The sequence below is a fragment of the Vreelandella neptunia genome (assembly GCF_022489065.1).
Lineage (GTDB): Bacteria > Pseudomonadota > Gammaproteobacteria > Pseudomonadales > Halomonadaceae > Vreelandella > Vreelandella neptunia_A.
On the sequence record NZ_JAKVTW010000001.1, the window covers coordinates 682,366 to 708,276 of the forward strand.

General features: G+C 55.8%; 21 protein-coding genes. 12 read left to right on the top strand and 9 right to left on the bottom strand.

The window, feature by feature from the left end:
- Window position 1: 1 nt before the first annotated feature.
- The 8 genes from MLE19_RS03095 (at window position 2) to MLE19_RS03130 (ending at window position 11,264) form a co-directional block, all read left to right on the top strand.
- Window positions 2–1,402: a TRAM domain-containing protein gene (locus MLE19_RS03095; RefSeq protein WP_240716594.1), complete on the top strand. Its 1,401-nt coding sequence runs from the start codon at window positions 2–4 to the stop codon at window positions 1,400–1,402.
- A gap of 87 nt (window positions 1,403–1,489) precedes the next feature.
- On the top strand, window positions 1,490–3,766 hold the full coding sequence (gene relA, locus MLE19_RS03100; RefSeq protein ID WP_240716595.1) for a GTP diphosphokinase: 2,277 nt from the start codon (window positions 1,490–1,492) through the stop codon (window positions 3,764–3,766).
- Complete coding sequence (gene mazG / locus MLE19_RS03105) at window positions 3,766–4,605, top strand: nucleoside triphosphate pyrophosphohydrolase (RefSeq protein WP_240716596.1); 840 nt, start codon at window positions 3,766–3,768, stop codon at window positions 4,603–4,605. The genes relA and mazG overlap by 1 nt, the downstream gene beginning before the upstream one ends.
- Before the next feature lie 38 nt (window positions 4,606–4,643).
- On the top strand, window positions 4,644–7,292 hold the full coding sequence (gene ppc / locus MLE19_RS03110; RefSeq protein ID WP_240716597.1) for a phosphoenolpyruvate carboxylase: 2,649 nt from the start codon (window positions 4,644–4,646) through the stop codon (window positions 7,290–7,292).
- A 43-nt stretch (window positions 7,293–7,335) separates the two neighbouring features.
- Window positions 7,336–7,881: a DUF924 family protein gene (locus MLE19_RS03115; protein WP_240716598.1), complete on the top strand. Its 546-nt coding sequence runs from the start codon at window positions 7,336–7,338 to the stop codon at window positions 7,879–7,881.
- Between the two features lie 35 nt (window positions 7,882–7,916).
- Window positions 7,917–8,996, top strand: coding sequence for a 23S rRNA pseudouridine(2604) synthase RluF (rluF, locus tag MLE19_RS03120; protein ID WP_240716599.1), 1,080 nt, complete (start codon window positions 7,917–7,919; stop codon window positions 8,994–8,996).
- Window positions 8,997–9,100: 104 nt separating this feature from the next.
- Entirely contained in the window at window positions 9,101–9,349 is a 249-nt protein-coding gene (locus MLE19_RS03125; RefSeq protein ID WP_240716823.1) for a DUF1294 domain-containing protein, read from the top strand.
- 4 nt (window positions 9,350–9,353) lie between these two features.
- Window positions 9,354–11,264 (top strand): monovalent cation:proton antiporter-2 (CPA2) family protein, encoded by a 1,911-nt coding sequence (locus MLE19_RS03130; RefSeq protein ID WP_240716600.1) that lies wholly within the window; start codon window positions 9,354–9,356, stop codon window positions 11,262–11,264.
- Here MLE19_RS03130 and MLE19_RS03135 read toward each other — a convergent pair.
- The 9 genes from MLE19_RS03135 to MLE19_RS03175 all read right to left on the bottom strand — a co-directional run bounded on the left by MLE19_RS03135 (window position 11,261) and on the right by MLE19_RS03175 (window position 21,636).
- Window positions 11,261–11,824: a hypothetical protein gene (locus MLE19_RS03135; RefSeq protein ID WP_425356789.1), complete on the bottom strand. Its 564-nt coding sequence runs from the start codon at window positions 11,822–11,824 to the stop codon at window positions 11,261–11,263. The genes MLE19_RS03130 and MLE19_RS03135 overlap by 4 nt on opposite strands.
- 58 nt (window positions 11,825–11,882) lie before the next feature.
- Complete coding sequence (locus MLE19_RS03140; protein WP_240716602.1) at window positions 11,883–12,707, bottom strand: class I SAM-dependent methyltransferase; 825 nt, start codon at window positions 12,705–12,707, stop codon at window positions 11,883–11,885.
- A gap of 3 nt (window positions 12,708–12,710) precedes the next feature.
- The gene (locus MLE19_RS03145; RefSeq protein ID WP_240716603.1) at window positions 12,711–14,414 is read right to left on the bottom strand and encodes an AMP-binding protein; all 1,704 of its coding nucleotides are present in this window, start codon (window positions 14,412–14,414) and stop codon (window positions 12,711–12,713) included.
- Window positions 14,415–14,476: 62 nt separating this feature from the next.
- Window positions 14,477–15,394 (bottom strand): hydroxymethylglutaryl-CoA lyase, encoded by a 918-nt coding sequence (locus MLE19_RS03150; protein ID WP_240716604.1) that lies wholly within the window; start codon window positions 15,392–15,394, stop codon window positions 14,477–14,479.
- Between the two features lie 13 nt (window positions 15,395–15,407).
- Window positions 15,408–17,471: an acetyl/propionyl/methylcrotonyl-CoA carboxylase subunit alpha gene (locus tag MLE19_RS03155; protein WP_240716605.1), complete on the bottom strand. Its 2,064-nt coding sequence runs from the start codon at window positions 17,469–17,471 to the stop codon at window positions 15,408–15,410.
- Complete coding sequence (locus MLE19_RS03160) at window positions 17,468–18,292, bottom strand: enoyl-CoA hydratase/isomerase family protein (protein ID WP_240716606.1); 825 nt, start codon at window positions 18,290–18,292, stop codon at window positions 17,468–17,470. The genes MLE19_RS03155 and MLE19_RS03160 overlap by 4 nt, the downstream gene beginning before the upstream one ends.
- A gap of 12 nt (window positions 18,293–18,304) precedes the next feature.
- Window positions 18,305–19,912 (bottom strand): carboxyl transferase domain-containing protein, encoded by a 1,608-nt coding sequence (locus MLE19_RS03165; RefSeq protein ID WP_240716607.1) that lies wholly within the window; start codon window positions 19,910–19,912, stop codon window positions 18,305–18,307.
- Window positions 19,913–19,922: 10 nt separating this feature from the next.
- Window positions 19,923–21,092, bottom strand: coding sequence for an isovaleryl-CoA dehydrogenase (locus MLE19_RS03170; protein WP_240716608.1), 1,170 nt, complete (start codon window positions 21,090–21,092; stop codon window positions 19,923–19,925).
- 91 nt (window positions 21,093–21,183) lie between these two features.
- Window positions 21,184–21,636 (bottom strand): MerR family transcriptional regulator, encoded by a 453-nt coding sequence (locus tag MLE19_RS03175; protein WP_240716609.1) that lies wholly within the window; start codon window positions 21,634–21,636, stop codon window positions 21,184–21,186.
- Between the two features lie 352 nt (window positions 21,637–21,988).
- On the opposite strand from MLE19_RS03175, the gene MLE19_RS03180 reads away from it, so the two are divergent.
- From MLE19_RS03180 to MLE19_RS03195, 4 genes are all read left to right on the top strand, one after another.
- Window positions 21,989–22,780 carry an ABC transporter ATP-binding protein gene (locus tag MLE19_RS03180; protein WP_240716610.1) on the top strand — a complete coding sequence of 264 codons (792 nt, stop codon included), beginning with the start codon at window positions 21,989–21,991 and terminating at the stop codon, window positions 22,778–22,780.
- The gene (locus MLE19_RS03185) at window positions 22,777–23,520 is read left to right on the top strand and encodes an ABC transporter ATP-binding protein (RefSeq protein ID WP_240716611.1); all 744 of its coding nucleotides are present in this window, start codon (window positions 22,777–22,779) and stop codon (window positions 23,518–23,520) included. The genes MLE19_RS03180 and MLE19_RS03185 overlap by 4 nt, the downstream gene beginning before the upstream one ends.
- A 188-nt stretch (window positions 23,521–23,708) precedes the next feature.
- Window positions 23,709–24,932, top strand: a complete 1,224-nt coding sequence (locus MLE19_RS03190; RefSeq protein ID WP_240716612.1) for an ABC transporter substrate-binding protein — start codon at window positions 23,709–23,711, stop codon at window positions 24,930–24,932.
- Window positions 24,933–25,022: 90 nt separating this feature from the next.
- Window positions 25,023–25,910, top strand: coding sequence for a branched-chain amino acid ABC transporter permease (locus tag MLE19_RS03195; RefSeq protein WP_240716613.1), 888 nt, complete (start codon window positions 25,023–25,025; stop codon window positions 25,908–25,910).
- The last annotated feature ends 1 nt before the right edge of the window (window position 25,911 follow it).

Below are 25,911 nucleotides of genomic sequence, written 5' to 3' on the forward strand. Positions count from 1 at the left end.
CATGGCCATGTTGGGAAAAAAGCGGCCACCCAGGCCCGCGTCAGGTCATTCCGGCTTAGCAGGCACGCCCGGTGGCAAAACGCGGCCTACGGCCACGGATGATGCCTCGCCCTTGGTGATTGAGCGCTTAGCGCACGATGGCCGTGGCGTTGCGCACTCGGCCAACGGTAAAACGGTTTTTGTTGATCAGGCATTGCCCGGCGAGCAGGTCGAAGTGGCCGTTCATCTAACGCGCAAACGTTTTGATGAAGCGCATATCAAGTCACTACTCACCACATCAGATCAACGCGTGACGCCACCTTGCCCGCATTTTGGCCACTGTGGCGGGTGTGGTCTGCAGCATTTAAATGTCGATGCCCAGCGTGCTCATAAAAGAGAAGTGGTGCGCGATCTGTTTTCACGCCAGGGCATCACGCTAGGCGAGATCGGCTCGATCCAGGGTGACGATCAAGGCTATCGCCGCCGAGCACGGCTGGGCGTCAAGGTGGATAGCCAGGGTAATATCCGCCTTGGCTTCCGCGCCGCTCATAGCCACCGCTTGGTGGATATCGAGCGCTGCCCGGTGCTGGTGGATTCCCTGCAGCAGTTGCTAACCCCGCTGCGTGAATTACTTAAACGCTTAGAGGCGCCGCGCCTTGTCGGTCACATTGAATTACTAGCAACCGCGACGACCCAGGTAGTGCTGGTGCGCCAACTCAAAGAGCACCTTCAGGATGCCGAGCGCTGGCAGGCCTTCGCCCAGCACCAGCAGGTGGCGCTAGGCACTTGGTTGGGGCGTGAAACCCCCGTGCTGCACTGGCATGGCGCACCCCCGGCGTTGGAAGAGTCGCTGACGCTTGAAGGCCAACCTCCACTGAGTTTAAGTTTTGCCCCAGGCGATTTTTTACAGGTTAACGGTCAGGTAAATCAGCAAATGGTGGGGCAGGTCATGCAGTGGTTGACCCCGAAAACCGGGCAAAAAATGCTCGACCTATTTGCCGGTATCGGTAACTTCAGCCTGCCTATGGCGGCAGCGGGTGCTGAGGTGCATGCGGTGGAAGGGAACCCAGCCATGGTGGCGCGGATTGCCATTAATGCGCAGCGCAATCAGCTGATGGTAAGCGGCCAGCAGGCCGATTTAAGCGACGTAGCCAGTGTTAATGAATTGTTAATTGCTCATCGCGATAGTGATGCGCTGGTTCTCGACCCGCCACGCACTGGCGGTGAAGTGATTTGTCAGTCGTTGGCGCGACGCCCGGTGCCAAAGGTGGTCTATATTTCTTGTGACCCCGCAACGCTTGCCCGAGATGCGGCACATCTTGTGCATGCGGGTTACCGAATTACGCAAGTAGCAGTGGCGGATATGTTCCTTCACACTGCGCATATGGAAACGCTGATGCTGTTTGAAGCCGATGTAGGTTAACTGCCGGGCTTTAAGCTCTGGCCCATCGCTTCAAACCACGGTGACGGCCGTGTGGAGACCGTCTCCCAGAAAGGATGATTGATTGTCATGGTGAAAGTGCGTGAAAACCAGCCGCTAAACGCTAGCGGGCAGGTGGACATACAGCAATGGTTAACGCGCCTGCAAGAGGATGTGCGTCTACGTGATCCAGAGCGTTTAGTCGACGCTTGTGAGCTCGCTGAGAAGTTAGAGCTTGAAGCCCCGCGCACCCACCGCGTATGGCTATCGCCGGGCTCTAGCTTCCGCATGGGTCTGGAAATGGCGGATATTCTGGGGGAGTTAAAGCTAGACCAAGCGACGCTTGAGGCCGCCGTGCTTTACCGCGCGGTACGTGAAGGGTTGCTGAGCCTTGAGTCCGTGACAAAACGCTTTGGCGAAGAAGTGACGAGTCTTATCGACGGCGTGCTGCAAATGGCTGCGATCAGCTACCCCTTGGCACCTGACCATGGCATGGGCCAGCACAACCAGCAGGAAAACCTGCGTAAGATGCTGGTGAATATGGTGGGCGATGTGCGCGTGGCGCTAATAAAGATTGCCGAACGCACCTGCGCACTACGCCAGGTAAAAGACGCTCCCCGGGAAAAAAGTTTACAGGTTGCCAGAGAAGTTGCCGATATTTACGCGCCGCTGGCACACCGCCTGGGTATTGGACAGCTTAAGTGGGAACTGGAAGACCTATCGTTTCGTTACTTGCATGAAGATGAGTACAAGGCGATTGCCAAGCTGTTGGCGGAGAAGCGTCTTGACCGCGACCGCTATATTCATGATGTGGTGGAAACCATCAAGGGCTTGATGGAAGCCCAGCATATCCATCGCTACGACGTGGATGGTCGGGCCAAGCATATCTACTCGATCTGGCGCAAAATGAAGCGTAAGCGGATCGATTTTTCGCAAGTTCATGATGTTCGCGCAGTACGTATCCTAGTGCCCGAAGTCGCCGACTGCTACACCGTGCTGGGGATTATTCACTCTCGTTGGCACCACGTGCCGAATGAGTTCGATGACTACATCGCCAACCCCAAAAAGAATGGCTATCAGTCACTGCACACCGCCGTGATGGGGCCTGAAAACAAGGTGCTCGAAATCCAGATCCGCACCTTTGCCATGCACGATGAGGCAGAGCTGGGCGTTTGTGCTCACTGGCGCTACAAAGGTCATGATACCAACGCCAAAAGCCGTAGCTATGAAGAGAAAATCGCCTGGCTGCGTCAGGTATTGGAGTGGCAGGATGAAGTGGGCGGTTTTGGGGACCTGCGAGAAGGGCTCTCCAGTGATGTGGCGCCTGACCGTATCTATGTGTTTACCCCCGATGGTCATGTTATCGATTTGCCACGCATTGCCACCCCTATCGATTTTGCCTACCGGGTGCATACCGAAATTGGCCACCGCTGCCGGGGTGCCAAGATAAATGGGCGCATTGTGCCGCTCACTTACAAGCTTAAAACGGGTCAGCAGATTGAGATTCTGACCGCCACCAAAGGCGGGCCAAGCCGCGACTGGTTAAACCCCAGCTTAGGCTATGTGCGCACTTCCCGGGCGCGGGCCAAAATCCAGGCATGGTTTAAGCACCAGGCACGGGATCAAAACCTGGATGAGGGGCGGGTGCTGTTTGACCGCGAGATGCGCCGCCTGGATGTCGAAGGGCTCGACCTGCCCAAGCTGGCGAAGGCAGTTAACTACCTCAACGCTGACGATATGTACGCGGCCATTGGAGCAGGCGACCTGCGTATTGGTCAGGTGTTGCACCAGGCCCAGCAACTGTTTGGTGAAACCGACGATCAGGAGCAGTTAGACCGTCTGCTGGCCAAACCTAAACGCCAATCCAGTAAAGCCACGAAAAGCGATATCACGGTGCTTGGCGTGGGTAACTTGAAAACCAGCATGGCGAACTGCTGCCGTCCGGTGCCCGGCGAACCGATTATCGGCTTTATTACCCAAGGGCGTGGCGTTACCGTACACCGTCAAGACTGCGCCAATATTTTGCAACTGCGCCTGGACGAACCCCAGCGCATTATCGAGGTAGAGTGGGGCGAACGCGCCCAGACGCGCTATCCGGTGACCATCGAGATTCAAGCCTGGGATCGCTCAGGACTGCTGCGCGATGTCACGGGGCTGCTCGGTAATGAAAAAGTCAACGTACTCGCGGTGAATACATTAACCGATACCGATGAAGGCATCGCCCGCCTACGTATCACGCTTGAGGTCGACGGCCTTGAATCTCTGGGGCGGCTATTTTCCCGTATTCAGCAGTTGCCCAATGTCACCGAAGTGCGCCGTCTGCGCAATGCCGATCCGGATCAACAAGCTCGTAAGAGAGGAGCATAATGCGCTATGGCATGGACGATCTGCTGACCCTGATGCAAGTGCTGCGTGACGCCGAGCAGGGCTGCCCATGGGACTTACAGCAAGACTGGGACAGCATTGTGCCCCATACGCTGGAAGAGGCCTACGAGGTTGCCGATGCCATTGAGCGTCGCGCCTTTGACGAGTTGCCTGGTGAGCTGGGTGATCTGCTCTTTCAGGTTGTCTACTACGCTCAGTTTGGTGCCGAAGAGCGGCGCTTCGATTTTGACGATATTGTCGATACGCTGACCGCAAAAATGCTGCGTCGTCATCCGCACGTGTTCCCGGCTGGCACCCTGAGCTCGCGCCGCCCGCCTGGAGTGAGTGCCGAAGAGTTGCAAATCCAGCAGGTGAATAGTCGCTGGGAGTCGCTAAAAGAGGAAGAGAGAGCCGAACGAACGGTCGCTACGCCGTCGGTTTTAGACGATGTACCACGCACGCTGCCAGCGCTCAGCCGGGCTGCCAAACTATCGAAACGCGCAGCACGGGTAGGCTTTGACTGGCCAGACGCCAAGGGCGTGATAGCGAAAATTCGCGAAGAGTTGGCCGAGGTCGAGGAGGCGCTCGCCGCCGGTGATCAACAGCATGCTCAAGAGGAAGTAGGCGACCTGCTATTTGCGGTGACCAATCTTGCCCGCACATTGAACGCTGACCCAGAGCAGTGCCTGCGGGGGACTAATGCCAAATTTGAACGCCGCTTTCGCTACGTCGAAGGCGAGCTTAACGCTGCCCAGCGACCGCTGGCGGAGGCCTCGTTAGACGAAATGGAAGCCCACTGGCAGGCAGCCAAAGCAGAAGAAAAACAATCTACCCATTCCTGATCTGATAATTATGCGACCCCTGCAAGGAGGCCATGCCAATGAGTCACGACCTACACGAATCTCTGCGCGATAACGTGCGTATTCTGGGCGATAGCCTGGGGCGTACCATTGCCGATGATTTGGGCCAAGCATTTGTCGATAAAATTGAAACCATTCGCGCTCACGCCAAGCGCGGACGCCAAGGCGATTCACTGCAACAGCGCGAACTGATTGAATACCTTCGTCAACTTCCTGAGCGTGACCTGCTGCCAGTAACGCGGGCATTCAACCAGTTTTTAAACCTCGCCAACATTGCTGAACAGCACTACCGGGCACGTTTTCGCCGCGTTGAAGATTACAAACCGGGCTCCCAGCCGGTGCTTGGTGAGTTGCTTAAGCGTGCACAGCAGGCGGGTAATTCGCCACGCAAGTTAGTTGAAACCCTTGCCAATATGCGTGTGGAGCTGGTGCTTACCGCGCATCCGACCGAAGTTATCCGGCGCACGCTGATTCAAAAATATGACGCCATTGATGAGTGCCTAACGGCCATTGAAAGCTCAGACGATTACCCTGAGCGCGGTACGCGTGCCCAGGGGCGCCTGGAAGAGCTGATTAGCCAGGCGTGGCATACCGACGAAATTCGTCACGAGCGGCCCACACCGGTGGATGAAGCCAAGTGGGGCTTTGCGGTGATTGAAAACTCGCTGTGGCAGGCCGTGCCGGATTTCCACCGGGATTTGGATAACCTGCTGCTGGAAACCGCCGGTGAGCGCCTGCCGTTGGATGCGGCGCCAATACGCTACGCCTCCTGGATGGGCGGTGATCGCGATGGCAATCCCAATGTGACCGCACGAGTTACTCGTGAAGTGCTGCTGCTGGGCCGTTGGATGGCCGCCGATCTCTACCTGCGCGACCTTGAGCAGTTGAAAACCGAGCTCTCCATGTGGAAAGCCAATAGTGCGCTCAAAGCCGAGGCGGGCGATGTCACAGAGCCCTACCGTGAAGTGCTCAAACGTCTGCTGTCGAGGATGGAGTCGACCCGTGATTGGGCTAAAGCAGAGCTTGAAGGGCGTAACTACGATGGCGGGCCGATTATCGAAACCCGTGATCAACTCTACTCACCGCTGCTCGCTTGCTACCGCTCTCTATGCGATGTGGGGCTCGATACGATCGCTAATGGCGCGCTGCTGGATACCCTGCGCCGGGTTGCCGTCTTTGGCGTCACGCTAACCAAGCTCGATCTGCGCCAAGAGGCCAGCCGCCATGCCCAGGTCATAGAAGAGCTGACCAGCACACTAGGTCTTGGCCACTACCGCGAGTGGAACGAAGCGCAGCGGCAGGAATTTCTGCTCACCGAGTTAGCCTCGCGGCGCCCACTGATTCCCCGCCGCTGGGAGTGCTCCGCCGAGTCACGTGAAGTGCTGGATACCTTCAAAGTCATTGCCCAGGAGCACTCTGAAGCGCTGGGGACGTATATTATTTCCATGGCTGCTCAGCCATCGGATGTACTCACCGTGGCACTACTGATGAAAGAGGTGGGTGGCCAAGTCACGCTACCGATCGCGCCGCTGTTTGAAACCCTTAACGATTTGGATCACGCAGGCGCAGTGGTAGACCAGTTACTGGCGATACCGGGCTACCGTTCGCTGATTGATGACCGCCAGGAAGTCATGATCGGTTACTCCGACTCAGCCAAGGATGCCGGTCAGTTGGCCGCCGCCTGGGCGCAGTACCGCGCCCAGGAGTCGTTAGTGAATGTGTGTAACCGCCACGGCGTTGATTTGACCCTGTTCCACGGCCGCGGTGGCACCGTTGGCCGTGGGGGTGGTCCGGCCCACGCTGCGATTCTGTCTCAGCCTCCCGGTTCGGTAAACGGCAGCCTTCGGGTGACCGAGCAGGGGGAGATGATCCGCTTCAAGTTTGGCCAGCCGGATATTGCGCTGCGCTCAATGGAAATTTATGCCTGTGCGGTGTTGGAAGCCACGCTGCTGCCGCCACGGGCGCCAGAGCCGCACTGGCGTGAAGAGATGGATCAGCTCGCCAAAGTGGCTCATGGCGCTTACGTTGGCGTGGTGCGAGAAGACCCTGATTTTGTCCCTTACTTCCGGGCGGTCACACCGGAAGGGGCACTTGGGCGATTGCCGCTGGGTTCACGCCCCACCAAGCGCCGTCAGGATGGTGGGGTTGAAACCCTGCGCGCTATTCCCTGGATATTTGCCTGGACCCAGATTCGCTTAATGCTACCCGCGTGGCTGGGCAGCGGCGAAGCCTTCACAACGCGCTTAGAGCAACCCGGTGGGCGAGAAGTGCTGCAGGAGATGCGCAATGATTGGCCCTTCTTCGGCACCTATCTAGACATGCTTGAGATGCTGCTAGCCAAGGCCGATGTGGCGATTGCCGCTTATTATGAGCACCGCTTAGTCGACGAGCCATCGCTTAAGGCACTGGGGAAAAAATTGCGTGAACGCTTTGGGCGTTTGGAAGATGCAGTGCTGGATATCTTGCAGCAGGAGAAGCTGCTGGAGAACACGCCACTGATTCGCCAAGCGATTGATGTTCGCAACCCCTACATCGATCCATTGCACGGGCTTCAGGCGGAGTTGCTCCAGCGTAACCGCGACGCCGATGGTGCTATTAGCCCGGATCTTTCTCGTGCATTGATGGTGACCATGGCGGGGATCGCCGCGGGTCTGCGTAACACTGGCTAGGCAACACCGGCTAGTTTTTAAATATGCCAAGAAGGAGGTGTCGATGTCCTCAGATGCTCAATCAGTAATCGACTTTTGGTTTGAAGCGTTGACGCCTGCTCAATGGTTTAAAAAAGACCCTGAGAAGGATCGTACGATCTTAGCGCGGTTTGGCGAACTGCATGCCAAGGCGGCACAGTGCGAGTGTTATACGTGGCGGAAAACGGCCCAGGGGCGGCTTGCTGAAATCATTGTGCTGGATCAGTTCTCGCGCAATATCTACCGTGATGATGCCCGCGCTTTCTCCACGGATGCCCTAGCGCTGGCGCTCGCCCAGGAGGCAGTAGCCGCCGGTGCAGACGTTGAGCTGAGCAGTCAACAACGCGTTTTCCTCTATATGCCCTATATGCACAGCGAATCCGCAGCCATTCATGAGCTGGCGATGCAGCTGTTTGACCAGCCGGGTTTAGAGGAGAACCACGCTTTTGAAGTGCGCCATAAGGCAATCATCGATCGCTTCGGGCGTTACCCGCACCGCAATGCAGTGTTGGCACGAAATTCTACCGACGAAGAGCTAGCGTTTTTAAAGCAGCCCGGCTCCTCTTTTTAACGTTTTGTTCACTCCTTTTAGCCACATGGCGTTTTATGTCGTTACGAAAATCTACCCGTATTAATAAATACATTAGTGAAAGTGGCATGTGCTCGCGCCGAGAAGCCGATCGCTTTGTGGAGCAGGGCAACGTGTGGATTAATGGCCGCCGTGCCACTACTGGCGATCAGGTGGTAGCGGGAGACTTGGTTAAAGTTAACGGTCAGGAGATCGAGCCTCAGGAAGAGGAAGACTTAGTGCTTATCGCGCTGAATAAGCCGGTGGGGATTGTGAGTACTACCGAGTCCAGCGAGAAAGACAATATCGTTGAGTTTGTGAAGCATGGAGTGCGTATTTTCCCCATTGGGCGGCTCGACAAAGACTCTCAAGGGTTAATATTTTTAACCAACAACGGCGATCTGGTTAATAAAATTCTACGCGCCAATAACAACCACGAAAAAGAGTATCAGGTGACGGTGAACAAGCCGATCACCGATGAGTTTATCGACGGCATGCAGAGCGGCGTGCCGATTCTTGGCAAGGTGACCAAGCGATGCAAGGTGCAAAAAGAGTCCACCTTTGTGTTCACCATCACCTTAGTGCAGGGGCTGAACCGCCAGATTCGTCGCATGTGCGAATACTTCGGTTATGAGGTCACGCAGCTGATTCGCACCCGCATTATGAATGTACCGCTTAAAGGGCTAGCCCTGGGTGATTGGCGCGATCTCACTCCTAAAGAGATCGACACCATTATTGAGCTGACCGAACGCTCAGAGGCGGCGCCAGAGAAGAAACGACAACCGAAACCTGAAAGACCCAACTACAGCGCAGGTTCAGGCGCTGGGAAGGGAAAACCGGCGGCAAAAGGGCGCCAGAAACCGGCAAAAGCGGGTGCAAGTGCTGGCGGCGCCAAATCCGCTGGGGCTAAACCACTTCCCAAAGGTAAAAAAGCCGCCAGCGGAAAAGTCAGTACCGGACCAAAAGGCAGTGCGCCGGGCAAACCTGGTGCTAAAGGTAAACCTGGAGTGAAAGGCAAGCCCAGCACCTTAGGCAAGGCCGGAGGTAAACCGGCTGGAAAGGGTCGCGTTGGTCGAGGTAAGCCCATCGGAGGTAAGCCTTCACCACGGCGCAAGTAGCAACTAAATAAGTAGTGACCTAACCAGTGACACCCTAAAACCTACTTCCACTATCACCTCTTTTGAGTGCATCAATATTGATCCTAATAGCCGCTTATTACGCTGTGGTCAGCGTTATTGCTTATGTTGTTTATGCGATTGATAAAAAGGCGGCTATCAAACAGCGTCAACGAGTGAGCGAAAAATCGTTACACCTTCTCTCATTGGTGGGTGGGTGGCCAGGTGCCTGGATTGCACAACAACGCCTGCGTCATAAAACGCAGAAAACTGCCTTTAAAGTCGTGTATTGGCTGACGGTCGTCATAAATCTGGCGTGCTTACTCGGCTTAACTCTCTACCCTTACGAGGGATGAAACAATGACAGCCTACTTTGTTCAGGCGTTTATCTACCTTCTTGCCGCAGTGATTGCGGTGCCGCTCGCCAAGCGCTTTGGTCTCGGTTCGGTGCTGGGTTATCTGGTCGCTGGTGTGGCCATCGGCCCCGTGTTTGGACTGGTGGGCCAAGAGACCACTACCATTCAGCACTTTGCCGAGTTTGGCGTGGTAATGATGCTGTTTTTGGTGGGTATGGAGCTTGATCCCAAGGGGCTTTGGGCGATGCGTGTGCGGTTAATCGGTCTGGGTGGGCTTCAGGTCGTGCTAACCGCAGCGGCAGGCACTGCTATTGCCTGGTGGTTGGGGCTAGTTTGGCAAACCGCGCTGGCGGTGGGGCTGATTTTTGCGCTCTCATCCACGGCGATTGTGTTGCAAACACTGAATGAAAAGGGGCTCGCCAAAACCGAAGGTGGACGTAGCGCCTTCTCGGTTCTGCTGTTTCAAGATATCGCGGTGATTCCCATGCTGGCGCTGATTCCGCTGTTGGCGCTGCCCGAGTTAATGGGCGCGGGCGGTGATGATGGTCATGCAAGCTTAAGCCTTGTTGCCCACCTGCCCGGTTGGGCGCATGCCTTAGTGGTGGTAGGCGCTATCGCAAGCGTTATTGCCGGGGGCTACTATTTAGTGCCCTTGTTGTTTCGTTATGTAATTGGATCTGGCCTACGCGAGGTATTTACCGCTACGGCGTTAATGCTGGTGATTGGTATTGCCGCGCTGATGAGTTTGGTCAATCTATCTCCCGCCCTGGGCGCTTTCCTAGCCGGGGTCGTGCTCGCCAACAGTGAATTTAAGCACGAACTGGAAGCCAATATTGAGCCTTTCAAAGGGCTGCTGCTGGGTTTGTTCTTTATTACGGTAGGCGCGGGTATTAACTTCTCGGTACTGACAGCCGAGTGGCAAACAGTGCTATCGCTAGGGATGGCCGTTATCGTCGTAAAGGGCGCCATTCTGCTGTGTTTAGCGCTACTGTTTCGAGTACATGGCAGTAACGGCTGGCTGTTCACGTTAAGTCTTGCCCAAGCGGGTGAGTTTGGCTTTGTGCTGTTGACTTACAGCGTTCAAAATAGCGTGATCCCCACCGATATTTCCCAGATTCTCTCGCTGGTAGTAGCGCTGTCGATGTTTTTAACACCACTGCTGTTTATTGCCTACGACCGCTTAGTCCTGCCGCGATATCTAACGTCTAAAAATGACGACCGAGAGGCCGATACGATTGAGGAGCAGGCACCGGTTATCGTTGCAGGGGTAGGGCGGTTTGGGCAAATTATCTGCCGGTTGCTGAGAGCCAACAATATTCCCATTGTCGCTTTGGATCACGAGATTGAGCAGATCGAGATCCTGCGCAAAATAAACATTAAAAGCTACTTTGGCGACGCCAGCCGTTCGGACCTTTTAGAAACCGCAGGGATTGAGAGTGCTCGTTTACTGGTGATTGCGCTAGATGACCGAGACCGAGCGGTGCAGCTGGTTAAGCATGTAAAGCAGTACTATCCTCAAGTTTGGGTACTCGCCCGCGCCTTTGATCGCGGCCACGGCTATCAACTGCGGGACGCAGGGGCGGATGATGTCGTCAGTGAAACCTATCACTCAGCATTAGAATTAGGCGGACACGCGCTGACTGCCATGGGTGTACACCCCATGCGTGCCAAACAGATGACTTGGGCGTTCGTACAAAACGAAGAGGCCCATGAGGATGAGCTGTTTGCCACCTGGAAGGGTATGGAGGGCGGCAGTGCCTTTGGCCCTCGCTACGGTGAGCTATTTATGAAGCTCGAAGAAGCGCTGAACAGTGCAATGCAGCAGGAATGGCATGAACCGCAACAGCAGGATGTACCTATCTGGACGCCGCCGGAACAAGATCGCAATAACGTTAAAAGGGTGGGTGAAAACTAAAAAGGCAGATGTAGAGAAGCGCTTAACATATTGAGGTGGCTGAGCGTGGGGGCGTCGATGCGCTCATACTCCAGTCGGCTAACAAGCCGGTTGATCGTTACGGTGGCCCCGAAGCCTTGGAGTATCGCGGTGCCGCTCTCATCGGCGCCTTCCTGGTAGCTGTCCCCCCGCCACTCAGTGATGCCGGACTTCGCATAGACACTGAACGCGCCCATGCGAACTCCGGCAACAATAGCACCACCTAAACTTAGCGTATCCATGATCAGTGGGTTGATACTGGAAGAGGTGGAGATTTCCTCACTTTCCCGGTAGGCGATCTCAGCGCCAATATCCAACTGAGGGAGCCGCCAGGGGCTGAAGCCTGCCGTTAAGCGAAAACCACTGGTATAGGTGTCTAAACTGCTGAGGTCGCTACCTTCTAAGATAACGCCATTCTCAAGCTCCATGAGTTCACTGTCGGGGGCGGTATACGCCATCACCGGCGGAGTGTCATCAGCATAGCAGCTGAACCAGGGAGCGGAGCAGCATAGCAGGGTGCTTGCCAAGCGTTTCATTGGCATTTCTCGTACACCTATTGTTATATCGCCATGGGTAGGAAAAAAGTTATTCCCATTCAGATTAGCAACAGGCTCGGATTTCCACCACTTTAATTGCGTCATTGGCCAGATTATCCACCAGGTTTTTGCCCATGGTCAGGAAACGTTCGCCAAAGACCCACTGTGGAGATAGCACCGCTTGGCGTGGCGCCTGCTCTTTTTGACGCTGGTGCTGGCGCCACTCTAGGGCTGTATGACTCCAATCTTCGACGTGCTGAAGGGTAAATCCGCTCACTTCAAGCAAGCGGTTTAACGCCACCAGGGTGAGTAAGTGGGAGTGCCCAGAGGAGGCAGCCCATGGTACCGGGTAGCGAAGTTGCGCCACATTGGGCCCACTCACCACTTCGTGCATTACGATTTGGCCACCTGAGCGCAGCACGCGGCGACTTTCAGCGAGCACTCTGCTGGCATCAGGCATATTTAACAGGCTATGTTGAAACAGCACGGCATCAAAGCTGTTATCGGCAAACGGCAGGGCACTCGCGTCGCCGGTTACCCAGGCAAGTGGTAGCGCGTCAGATTGGTTAACTCGCGAGCTAAGCGCTCTGTTTAGCGCGCTGAAGCCATGGGTAATATCCAGCCCGGTCATCTGAAAGCCCAGTGACGCTCCCAGCCGCATCAAACCGCCCAACCCCGCGCCAATATCCAGTACCTGCCTATGAGTGGTCGGATTGAGTAAGTTTAGCAAACGAGCGGAGGCTGCCACCCCACCAATATGCAACTGATCCAAGGGAGCCAGTTGATGCAGCGTGGGGCCAGCGGGGTAGTGGGCATCAATTTGCGCCAGCACCTCATCAGCGCGCAGGGCGCGCTGATAGTGATCTGCTAAAGGGTTGGAGGGAATCATCGCTTACGATTCTTGATCCAAGCCCAGTTCTTGGATGGAAATTTCACGCATCTTGAATTTCTGAATCTTGCCGGTGACGGTCATCGGGAATTCATCAACGAACTTAAAGTAGCGCGGAATTTTGAAGTGGGTGATTTTGCCTTTGCAGTACTCGCGCAGCTCTTCACCGGTGACTTCGCCCGCGGTGCTATTGAGTTTTACCCAGGCAATCAGCTCTTCACCATACTTCTTATCCGGCACGCCGGTGACCTGCACCTCAGAAATCGCCGGGTGGGCGTATAAGAACTCCTCGATCTCTTTGGGATAGACGTTTTCACCGCCGCGAATCACCATATCTTTAATGCGTCCGACGATCTGGATATAGCCCTCTTCATCCATGGTGGCCAAGTCGCCGGTGTGCATCCAGCCTGCTTCGTCGATGGCTTCAGCGGTGGCTTTGTCATTGTTCCAGTATTTCAGCATCACGCTGTAGCCGCGAGTGCAAAGCTCGCCAATTTCGCCACGGGGCAAGATGCCACCGTTGCCGGGGTCGACAATTTTATTTTCCAGATGCGGTTGGGTACGACCCACGGTGGAAACGCGCTTCTCGATGCTGTCATTGGCGCCGGTCTGGGTAGAGACCGGGCTGGTTTCCGTCATGCCGTAAGCGATCTGCACGCCCTTCATGTTCATTTTATTGATGACCTGCTTCATGATTTCAGCGGGGCAGATCGAGCCCGCCATAATGCCGGTGCGCAGGGATGAGAGGTCAGTGCTGGGGAAATCCGGGTGATCCAACTCGGCGATAAACATGGTCGGCACGCCATACAGCGCGGTGGCTTTCTGTTCGTGTACCGCCTTGAGCACTTTGCCTGGGTCGAAGCCCTCGTCCGGGTAGATCATGGTGGCACCGTGGGTCATGCAGCCCAGGTTCCCCATCACCATGCCAAAGCAGTGGTAAAGCGGCACCGGAATCACCAGGCGGTCTTCGCTAGTAAAGCCCATGCTTTCTGCCACAAAAAAGCCGTTATTGAGAATATTGTGGTGGGAGAGCGTCGCGCCTTTAGGGAAGCCGGTGGTGCCAGAGGTGTACTGGATATTAATCGCGTCATCAAACTGAAGCGTCGCCTGGAGATCGTCAACATCGGTTTGGCTGACCTTGTTGGCCTCGCTCATTAGGTCTGACCAGCGCCACATCCCGCTGAGCTTTTCACTGCTTAAATTGATAATGCACTCAAGGTCAGGCAGCTTTTGTGACTTGAGTTGGCCTTCGGCGCAGGCGTTCAGTTCTGGCGCCAGCTCGTAGAGCATGGCGCTGTAGTCAGAGCTTTTGAAGCTGTTGGCGGTGACCATAAAGCGCGCACCGGATTGATTCAGCGCATACTCCAATTCATGGGTGCGGTAAGAGGGATTGATGTTGACCAGAATGGCGCCAATCTTGGCAGTGGCGAACTGAGTTAGCGTCCATTCGCTGCAATTGGGCGCCCAGATGGCCACACGGTCGCCTTTGTTAACACCGATAGCGAGCAGGGCACGGGCACAGCGATTGACCTCTTCCTGGAGCTGGCGATAGCTCCAGTGGATATTCTGATGCAGTACAATCAGCGCATCGTTATCGGCATATTGGGTGGCGATCTGGTCAAACTTATCGCCAATGGTCATGCCGAGTAGCGGCTTGTCCGCCATGCTGCTGGAGTAGCTGGGTGCAGTGAGTGCTGGTGAAGACATGTTGAGACTCTCCGATATTTTTCTTGTCCGAACGGGAAGGCAGAGAATAGTTAGCTGCTTTTTTAGTTTTTATTTTCAATCGCTGATGCTTTTGCCAGGGCAACCTTGGAGCTGGGCTTGCGGCCTAGTTCATGGGTGATCCAGAAGCCGGTATCAATCACCGCCTGCAGGTCGATGCCCGTTTCAATGCCTAGACCTTCAAGCAGATAGAGCACGTCTTCGGTGGCCACATTGCCCGAAGCGCCTTTCGCATAGGGGCAGCCACCCAGGCCTGCCGTTGCCGCATCGATCACGCTGACGCCTTCCTCCATCACCGCATACAGGTTAGCCAATGCCATGCCGTAGGTATCGTGGAAGTGGGCAGCTAGAAACTCAATCGGTACGTGTTGGCGAGTGGCCTCGATCATACGCTTAGCGGCCAGCGGTGTGCCGACGCCGATGGTGTCGCCGAGTGATACCTCGTAGCAGCCCATCTCATAAAGCGCCTTGGCCACTTCAGCCACTTTGGCCGGAGCGATCTCGCCTTCGTAGGGGCAGCCCAATACACATGAAACGTAGCCGCGTACGCGAATGCCCGCATCGCGGGCGCGCTCTAGTACGGGTTCAAAGCGCGCCAGTGACTCGGCAATCGAGCAATTAATGTTCTTTTGCGAGAAGGCTTCAGACGCGGCGCCAAATACCGCCACCTCTTCCACGCCCACCGTTAAGGCATTTTCCAGCCCTTTCAGGTTGGGCGTCAGCGCGGAGTAAACCACGCCGGGCTGGCGCTTAATGCCAGCCATCACCTCAACGGCATCAACCATTTGCGGCACCCACTTGGGTGATACGAAGCTGGCCGCTTCAATATGCGTGATACCCGCTTTAGCAAGCCGCTCAATAAGGGCAATTTTAGTCGCGGTCGGTACGATGCCTCCCGGCTCGTTTTGCAGGCCGTCCCGAGGGGCCATTTCAAACAGCTTAACGGACGTAGGCAATGGCATAAGGGATCTACTCCTATTCGTTGGCCGCAAAGTCGAGTAACACGGCGCCCTGATTAACCGTATCACCTGCCTGGAAGTGGAAGGTCTCTACGCTGCCATCGGCGGGGGCGGTCATGGTGTGCTCCATTTTCATCGCTTCCATCACCATTAGCGGCATGCCTTTTTCAACCGCCACGCCGGGCTCGACCAGCAGTGCAACCACGGTGCCGTTCATCGGTGCCGTTAGGGTGGATTCCGCCTCGTGGTGACCGTGGTCGATGGCATCAATGCGACGCCAGAATAGCCGCGTTTCACCGCTTGGGTCAGCCATGACAACCACATGCCCATCGCGGCGCGCTTGCAAACGACGTCGATGGCCATTCAGGGTAACGGCGACCGCATCGCCGGTCAGCGGTTGCAGGCTTGCAGTCAGGGTGTCATCGCCAATGGTAAGGTTCCAGAGCGCTTCGCCCGCGTTGCGTTTACCCTCAACGATCACTACCGCGTCATCTTTATCAGAGGCTTGGACGTCCGAAGGGTCGCAGAGCGCAATGCGAATGGTGTGGGGCGCATTTAGCCGGAAGCCATCGTGGCGATCCCAGGGCGAATCGCTTTCGCACTCTTGGGCAAGCTGATGAAGGCCGATTAGCGCCGCGCTGGCGTAGGCCTCCATGCTGTAAGTACGCGGGGCAAAAAGCGTGGCCTCGTTGCGCTCGATAAAGCGCGTATCCAGCTCCACATTCTTAAAGCCGGGATGGGTTGCCAGGCGCATTAAGAAGGCGCGGTTGGTCACGACGCCTTGTACGTCCAGCGCCGCCAAGGCGCGGTTAAGCGTGGCTAGTGCCGCATCACGGTCGGCACCGTGCACAATAAGTTTGGCGAGCATGGGGTCGTAGTGCATCGACACCGTATCGCCGCTCTCCACGCCGCTATCCAGGCGTACTTGGTCAGCGCTCAGGCCCGCGCCTTCTAAATCCAGCGCAAAGCGGGTGAGTAGACCGGTAGCGGGTAGGAAATCCTGATCCGGGTCTTCGGCGTAGATACGCGCTTCAAAGCTATGGCCGGTAATCGTTAGCTCATCCTGGGTGCAGGGAAGCGGTTCGCCCATGGCCACACGTAACTGCCACTCGACCAGATCCTGGCCGGTGATCATCTCGGTGACGGGATGCTCGACCTGGAGGCGAGTGTTCATCTCCATAAAGTAGAACGAGCCGTCGATGTCTAAAAGGAACTCGACGGTGCCCGCGCCCACATAGCCGATCTCCTGGGCGGCACGCACGGCGGCATCGCCCATGGCGCTGCGCAGCTCGGCGGTCATGCCGGGGGCGGGGGCTTCTTCGATCACTTTTTGATGGCGGCGCTGAACGCTGCAGTCTCGCTCGAATAGATAAACGCCGTTGCCATGGCGGTCGCAGAATACCTGGACTTCCACATGACGTGGCTGCACCAGGTATTTTTCGATCAGCATGCGGTCATCGCCGAACGCGGCTTTGGATTCACGGCGGCAGCCATCTAACGCGGCCTGAAAAACATCACCGCTTTCCACAACACGCATCCCTTTACCGCCGCCGCCCGCGCTGGCTTTGAGCATTACGGGGTAGCCGATCTTGTCGGCTTCACTGCGCAGCAGGGCGTCATCCTGGTTATCGCCATGGTAGCCGGGCACTAATGGTACGCCCGCATTGGCCATGCGCGCTTTAGCGGCGGATTTATCACCCATGGCGGCAATCGCTGAGGCTGGCGGGCCGACAAAGGTAATACCGGCTTCTTCAAGGGCTTTGACGAAGCTGCCATTTTCGGAGAGAAAGCCGTAGCCGGGGTGAATAGCGCCGGTGCCGGTACGCTTGGCAGCTTCGATCACGGCATCGATATTAAGGTAGCTTTCGCGCGCAGCGGCGGGGCCTAACCGCACGGCTTCATCGGCTTCACGAACGTGGCGGGCCGTGGCATCAGCATCGGAGTATACGGCGACAGTTTTCAGGCCCATGCGGCGCGCAGTGCGCATTACACGGCACGCGATTTCGCCGCGGTTGGCGACCAGCAGGGTATCAAAAGGCGTTTTGCGAGCGGCGTTTTCAGTTACTGATGTGTGGCTCATGAGCGACGCTCCGAAGCGTGGAGTGTGTTATTAGAATCAGCCCAGACGGGGCGGCGCTTTTCAAAGAAGCTTGATAAACCCTCTTGGCCCTCTTGGCTTACCCTCAGCTTGGCGATCACTTGGCAGGTATGCTCGCGGGTATCGTCACTGTCAGGTGCTTGGGCCACCGTGGCCATTAGTGCTTTAGTGGCGCGCTGAGCTTGAGGTGAGCCTGCCAATAGCGTCGTCAGCATGGTATCAACAGCAGTGTCTAATGCTTCGTGCTCCACCACTTGATGGGCCAAGCCGAGCTTAAGCGCTGTTTCGGCATCCATCACTTCCGCCGTTAACGCGTAGCGGCGCATCTGCCGCTCGCCCAGTGCGCGCTGCACGTAAGGGCTGATGACCGCGGGCGATAAGCCAATTTTGACTTCCGATAGGCAGAATTTCGCTTTTTCAGAAGCGATGACCACATCACAGCAGGCGGCAAGGCCCACCGCGCCACCAAAGGCAGCACCCTGAACACGGCAAATCGTGGGGCAGGGCAGCGTATCGAGCTCATGCATCAGCGCGGCAAGCTTGCGGGAGTCGGCGAGGTTATCCTCCAGGTCGTAATCGACCATACGCTTCATCCAGTTTAGGTCGGCACCCGCAGAGAAGCTTTTGCCTTCAGACCCCAGCACCACTACGCGCACCTCACCCGCTTCTGCAAGGCTATTTAGCTGGTCAAGGTGGGCGTTCAGTTCAGCAATCAAACTATCGTCAAATGCGTTATGTACATCGGGGCGGTTTAAGGTCAGGCGCGCCACGCCGTTTTCTATCATTAGTGTTGAGTAAGCCATGGTGATTGCCCCCTACATCCGGAACACGCCGAAGCGTGTCTCTTCGACTTCTGCGTTCATCGCGGCAGCTAGAGAGAGCCCTAGCACATCGCGGGTTTGCAGCGGATCAATCACCCCGTCATCCCACAAGCGGGCGCTGGCGTAGTAGGGGTGGCCTTGGTGCTCATACTGCTCGCGGGTGGGCTGCTTAAAGGCTTCCTCTTCTTCTTTACTCCACTCCCGGCCTTCGCGCTCATGTTGCTCGCGCTTAACCTGGGCCAGTACGCCCGCTGCCTGCTCACCGCCCATCACGGAAATGCGCGCGTTGGGCCACATAAACAGCAGGTTGGGGTCGTAAGCGCGGCCACACATACCGTAGTTGCCAGCGCCGAAGCTGCCACCAATCAGCACCGTGTACTTGGGAACCTTGGCACAGGCCACGGCAGTAACCAATTTGGCGCCGTGCTTGGCAATGCCTTCGTGTTCGTACTTGGAGCCGACCATAAAGCCGGTAATGTTTTGGAGGAAGATCAGCGGAATCTTGCGCTGGGCGCAGAGCTCGATAAAGTGCGCGCCTTTGACAGCGCTTTCTGAAAACAGCACGCCATTGTTGGCTACGATCCCCACTGGGAAGCCGTGAATATGCGCAAAGCCGGTGACCAGGGTTTCGCCGTAGTAGCGCTTGAACTCGTCAAAGTCGGAGTCATCGACGATGCGGCCAATCACTTCGCGCACGTCGTAGGGCTTTTTCAGATCGGTGCCGACAATGCCGTACAGCTCAGCAGGGTCGAGCTTGGGCGGCTTAGGTGCCTGCATGGCGAGCTTGCCGCGCTTTTGCCAGTTCAACCGGGATACACAGGCACGGGCCAGCTGCAGCGCGTGGGCATCGTTTTCCGCGTAGTGGTCTGCTACGCCGCTGACTTTGGCATGCACATCGGCACCGCCCAGGTCTTCAGCGCTAATGCTTTCGCCGGTGGCGGCTTTTACGAGGGGTGGGCCACCAAGGAAAATTGTGCCCTGCTCTTTAACGATAATCGACTCATCCGCCATCGCAGGCACGTAGGCGCCGCCCGCGGTGCAGGAACCCATCACCACGGCGATTTGCGGGATACCTTCGGCGGACATGGTGGCTTGGTTGTAGAAGATGCGCCCAAAGTGGTCGCGGTCGGGAAATACTTCGTCCTGGCGGGGCAGAAAGGCACCGCCGGAATCGACTAAATAAATGCACGGCAGGCGATGCTTGCGGGCGATCTCCTGGGCGCGAATATGCTTTTTCACCGTGAGCGGGAAGTAGGTGCCGCCTTTTACCGTGGCGTCGTTAGCGACAATCACGCACTCGACGCCGGAAACCCGACCAATACCGGTGACCACGCCCGCGGCAGGGATTTCACTATCGTAAATGTTATGGGCCGCCAGGGCGGAAAACTCTAAAAACGGCGAGCCTTCATCGATCAAGTGATCAATGCGATCACGTACAAATAACTTGCCGCGGCTTTCGTGGCGCTCGCGGGCTTTGCTACCGCCACCTTGGGCGACGGCGGCGGTCAGCTCACGCAGTTTGTTGACTTCACCCAGCATGGAGGCTTCGTTGGCTTGAAACACATCGCTGCGGGGATTGATCTGAGTGGAAATGGAGCTCATGGCAGGACCCTTACTTACTTTCGGTGAAGAGTTCGCGGCCAATCAGCATCCGCCGAATCTCGCTGGTGCCCGCGCCGATTTCATACAGCTTGGCGTCACGCAGCAGGCGCCCGGTGGGGTACTCGTTGATATAGCCGTTACCGCCCAGCAACTGAATGGAATCCAGGGCTACCTGAGTGGCTTTTTCGGCGCAGTAGAGAATGACGCCAGCGGCATCTTTGCGGGAGGTCTGGCCGCGGTCACATGCACCCGCTACGGCATAAAGGTAGGCCCGGCAGGCGTTCAGGGTGGTGTACATATCCGCCACCTTGCCCTGTACCAGCTGGAACTCACCAATCGACTGGTTGAACTGCTTACGCTCGTGGATATAAGGCATCACCACATCCATGGCGGCCTGCATAATGCCGATGGGGCCAGCGGCGAGTACGGTGCGCTCGTAATCCAAACCGCTCATCAATACGCGTACGCCTTTGCCTTCGCCGCCGAGGATATTTTCAGCAGGCACGGCACAGTCCTGGAAAACCAGCTCGCAGGTGTTGGAGCCGCGCATGCCCAGCTTGTCGAGCTTCTGGGCCGTAGTAAAACCGGGCATACCTTTTTCGATAATAAAGGCGGTAATGCCTTTGGAACCGGCTTCGGGATCGGTTTTGGCGTAGACCACCAGCACATCCGCATCCGGACCGTTGGTGATCCACATTTTGTTGCCGTTAAGGATGTAGTGGTCGCCATTTAGCTTGGCGCGCAGCTGCATTGAAACCACATCAGAGCCTGCGCCGGGTTCCGACATGGCCAACGCGCCTACGTGGTCGCCACTGATCAGCTTGGGCAGGTACTTGGCTTTCTGCTCGGGGGAGGCGTTGATCTTGATCTGGTTAACGCACAGGTTGGAGTGGGCGCCGTAAGAGAGCGCAACTGAGGCACTGGCCCGGGAGATCTCTTCCATGGCGATACAATGGGCGAGATAGCCCATGCCACTGCCGCCATCCTCCTCAGAGACGGTAATCCCCAGCAATCCCATGTCGCCGAATTTCTTCCACAAATCGTTAGGGAACTCGTTGTTGCGGTCGATTTCGGCCGCACGGGGGGCGATCTCGCTGGCGGCAAAGGCGTTGACCTGCTCGCGCAGCATGTTCAGTTCGTCTTCAAGACCGAAGTTGAGTTCTGAGTAGTGTGAAAACATGGTCAATCACCTGTTGTTAATTATTTGTGTTAACAATTTATACTGACTAGCTGCGTTGGTTAATCGAGCTGGCGTGATCACGCGTGGCGCATCAGTGCATAGTGGCGGAAGAGGGTGACGAGGCTTTATCAGTGGAGCCTGAACGCTCTTCTTCATTCTGCTTCTCATGCAGTTCTTCTAACGCTTGGCGGCAGCGAATCTCAGCGCTTTCAAGCTCTAGCTGAACCATCGTAATGTCTTTCATTTGTTGATCTAGCGCCGCACGGCGCTCGCCAATTTTGCTGAGCATCAAATGCAGCTGCTTTTTACTGCCGCTGCGGGTTTCGTCCCAAAGCTCGAATAGCTCGCGAATCTCTGCCAATGAGAACCCTAGCCGCTTGCCCCGAATGGTGAGTTTCAGCCGCACTCGGTCTTTACTGCTGTAAACCCTGGTTTGCCCACGCCGGGAGGGGTGGAGCAGCTCCTGATCTTCATAAAAGCGAATACTGCGGGTGGTTAAATCAAACTCGCTGGCCAGTTCACTAATCGAGTAAGTTTTGCTCATGGCGACGTTCTCTCAAAAAGGCGTTGTTCCTAAGGACCATTCCTATGAATCATTCCAAAGATATGACGCCTATGGAACACTGCCACTGAGGCTAAAACAAGTTTACGTTAACGTAAAGCTATTGTTGAGAGCAGTTGAAAAGCGTTGAAATGATTTAAGTGATTGATACTTATGGTTTGAAAGCAGTTGTTAATTCAGCATGATCCCATCGATAGACCAAAGTTGTAATTGTATTGCTATAGCGAGAGTTGCTAGTTTGCACATACACCTTACGTTCAGGTAAGGCAGATGCAGCCGCTTCTGCCATGTCTGTAAAGATTTAGCACAACAACAATAAGAGGCTTGCCACTCTATGAGTGCAAACGATGTCCTTCAGGGACCTGTCCTCGAAACCCGAGGGCTGACCAAAGAGTTTCGCGGTTTTACCGCCGTGGACGATGTCAATCTCCAGGTACAGGAAGGGCATATTCACGCGCTGATTGGCCCCAATGGCGCGGGCAAGACCACCGTTTTCAATCTGCTGACCAAGTTTCTGCCGCCCACTCGTGGCGATATTTTGTACCGCGGTAAGTCGATCACCAGCAAAAAATCTAATGAGATTGCTCAACTAGGCTTGGTGCGCTCGTTTCAGATTTCAGCCGTATTTGCCCACATGACCGCACTTGAGAATGTGCGGGTAGCGCTGCAGCGCAAGCTGGGCACGTCGTTCCACTTCTGGAAATCCGAGAAATCCCTGGATCACCTTAATGAGCGCGCCCTTGAGTTGCTCGAAGAGGTGGGGCTGCGTGAGTACGCCGATACCCTAACGGTAGAAATGCCCTACGGGCGCAAGCGGGCACTGGAACTGGCCACCACGCTGGCACTGGACCCTACCATGATGCTACTTGATGAACCCACCCAGGGCATGGGCGCTGAAGATGTTGACCGCATCGTGGCGCTGATTAAGCGTGTGTCGCAGGGGCGCACAGTGTTAATGGTGGAGCATAACTTAAGCGTAGTAAGCCGCCTGTGTGATCGGATCACCGTATTAGCGCGAGGCGCTGTTTTAGCGGAGGGCGATTATCAAAGCGTGTCGCGCAACCCGCTGGTGCGTGAAGCTTATATGGGCAGCGACGCTGCGGAAGAAGAGGGTGCTCACGTATGAATACTGCTGAAGCCCAGGCACCAGTGCAGAATTCACTAAGCCGGGAAATGTTGCGAGTAAAAGATTTACACGCGTATTACGGCGAATCGCACATCCTGCATGGCGTGAATTTCGATGTAAAACGCGGCGAACTGGTTACGTTACTAGGTCGCAACGGCGCAGGCCGTAGCACCACCTTAAAATCCATTATGAACATGGTAGGGCGGCGTACCGGCTCTATTGTGATTAATGGCAACGAAACACTGCAAATGAAGGCGCACCATATACCTCGTCTGGGTATTGGCTACTGCCCCGAAGAGCGCGGTATTTTCGCCAGTTTAGATGTGCAGGAGAATCTACTGCTGCCCCCCACAGTTTCCTCAGGTGGTATGAGCTTAGATGAAATCTACGCCATGTTTCCTAATCTTTATGAGCGGCGTAAAAGCCAGGGCACGCGTCTTTCTGGCGGTGAGCAGCAGATGCTGGCCATGGCACGCATTTTACGCACCGGTGCGCGCATGCTGTTACTCGATGAAATTACCGAAGGACTTGCGCCGGTTATCGTTCAGAAATTGGCAGAAGTGTTGGTTCAGCTTAAGGACCTGGGTATGACCATTGTGCTGGTGGAGCAGAACTTCCGCTTTGCAGCACCGTTGGCAGACCGCCACTTCGTGATGGATCACGGTCAGATTGTCGAAGAAATCAGCGCCGCGCAGTTGCCATCGCGCCGGGAACATCTCAACTCAATGCTAGGGGTATAACGCACTAATACTATTTATCTACTACTTACCAAGCATGACTCGCTACTTGTTAAACGCTCTTAATGCCAACGCTATACAGCTCACAAAAACTTAATATTAGTTCGTTTTTCAAGCAGTAATTAGCTCTTAAAACAGACAACAGAACGTCGTTACACAACAACAAAGGCCCAAAGGGCCAGGAGACGAACATGACTTTTATGAAAAAAACGCTGGCTGCCAGCATCGCCGTTGCGGCAGCTTCAAGCCTTGCTGTGTCTACTGCTCAGGCGGACATGAGCGATGGTGAAATCCGTATTGGCTATCTCGCTGATATGTCCGGCACCTACCGTGACTTAGCAGGCCCGGGTGGTGAAGCCGCGCTGGAAATGGCGGTCGAAGATTTTGGCGGCAGCGTTAACGGTAGTCCGATCGTAGTATTTAGCGCGGATGACCGTAACAGTGCCGACGTGGGTGCTAACACCGTGCGCGGCTGGATCGATCAGGATAACGTCGATATGGTGGCGGGCTTGGTCGCCTCCTCCGTGTCGATTGCGGTTACTAAGGTACTTGAAGAGAACAATGGTCTGGGCATCGTCTCCGGCTCTGCAGCCTCTAGCATTACCAATGAACACTGCACGCCAAACCATATCCATTGGGTATACGACACCTATCCGCTCGCCAACGGAACCGCTAAAGCGGTAGTCGAGCAGGGCGGCGACAGCTGGTTCATGCTGACGGCAGACTACGCTTTCGGTCATGCCCTTGAGGCCGACGTAACCAAAGTCGTGGAAGAGAGCGGCGGTGAAATTGTCGGCGGCGTACGCCACCCGTTCCCAACCAATGACTTCTCCTCTTACATCCTTCAGGCGCAAGGCTCTGGTGCGAAAATTATTGGCCTTGCCAACGCAGGTGCTGACACCGTTAATGCCATTACGACCGCCAGTCAGTTTGGTATTACCCAATCTGGCCAGCAGCTAGCGGGCCTATTGATTTTCTTGAATGACGTACATGCCTTAGGGTTAGAAGCGACCCAAGGGCTGCTGCTCACCACCGGCTGGTATTGGGATATGGATGAGCAGTCCCGTGAATGGGCACAGCGTTACTTTGATGAAGTGGGTCGCATGCCCACCATGGTACAGGCGGGTATCTACTCCAGCACCATGCACTACCTGAAAGCCGTTGAAGCGGCTGGCACCGACGACCCTGAAACCGTGCGCGCACAAATGGCCGAAATGCCGGTTGAAGACTTCTTTGCTCGGAACGGTACCATTCGTGAAGATGGCCGTATGATTCACGACATGTACTTGGCCCAGGTAAAAACACCTGAAGAGTCCACCGGTGAGTGGGATCTTTACGAAATCCTCAGCACCATTCCCGCCGAAGAAGCCTACCGCCCGCTATCTGAAAGCCAGTGCAAACTGGTGCAGAACTAATTTTTGAACCAGATAGCAAGTGCAAGAGACGTGTAGAACCGGTTGGCGGCAAGTTGCCGCCAACTGTTTGACGGCGAGGAGAGTCGCGTTATGACGATGATATTCGGCGTGCCATTGGCCGTCTTCATGGGGCAGCTAACGCTGGGCCTGGTGAATGGGGCCTTTTACGCACTGCTTAGCCTGGGCCTGGCGGTCATCTTCGGCCTGTTGAAGATCGTCAACTTTGCCCACGGGGCGCAATACATGCTGGGGGCCTTCGCCGCACTGTTAGGCTTTCGTTATTTAGGTATCAACTACTGGCTGGCGCTGTTTCTGGTGCCGCTGGTGGTTGGCGCTTTTGGCGTTCTTCTAGAGCGCTTCTTACTGCGTCGCATTGCTCATTTAGATCATCTCTATGGGCTACTGCTGACGTTTGGGCTGGCGCTGATTTTCGAAGGCACGCTGGTCAACTTCTTCGGTGTTTCCGGCGCGCGCTATGCAACGCCTGAGATCCTCCAGGGTGGCTTGAACCTTGGCTTTATGTTCCTGCCCACTTACCGCGCCTGGGTGCTGGTGGCGGCGCTGGCGATGTGTCTGTTTACCTGGTTTATGATCGAGCGGACGCGGCTGGGAGCCTACCTGCGTGCGGGCACTGAAAACTCGCAGTTAATGCAGGCCTTTGGTGTCAACGTACCGCTGCTGATCACCCTCACTTATGGCTTCGGTGTTGGCCTGGCAGCATTTGCCGGTGTGCTGGCAGCGCCGCTCTATCCAGTATCGCCGACCATGGGCTCCAGCCTACTGATTGTGGTGTTTGCGGTAGTGGTGATCGGCGGGATGGGCTCGATTCTAGGTGCCATTATTACCGGTCTTGCCATGGGGATCATCGAAGGCTTAACCAAAGTGTACTACCCAGAGGCCTCTAATACGGTGATTTTCCTCGTCATGATCCTCGTGCTCATGTTGCGCCCAGTCGGGCTGTTCGGTAAGGAGGCATAGC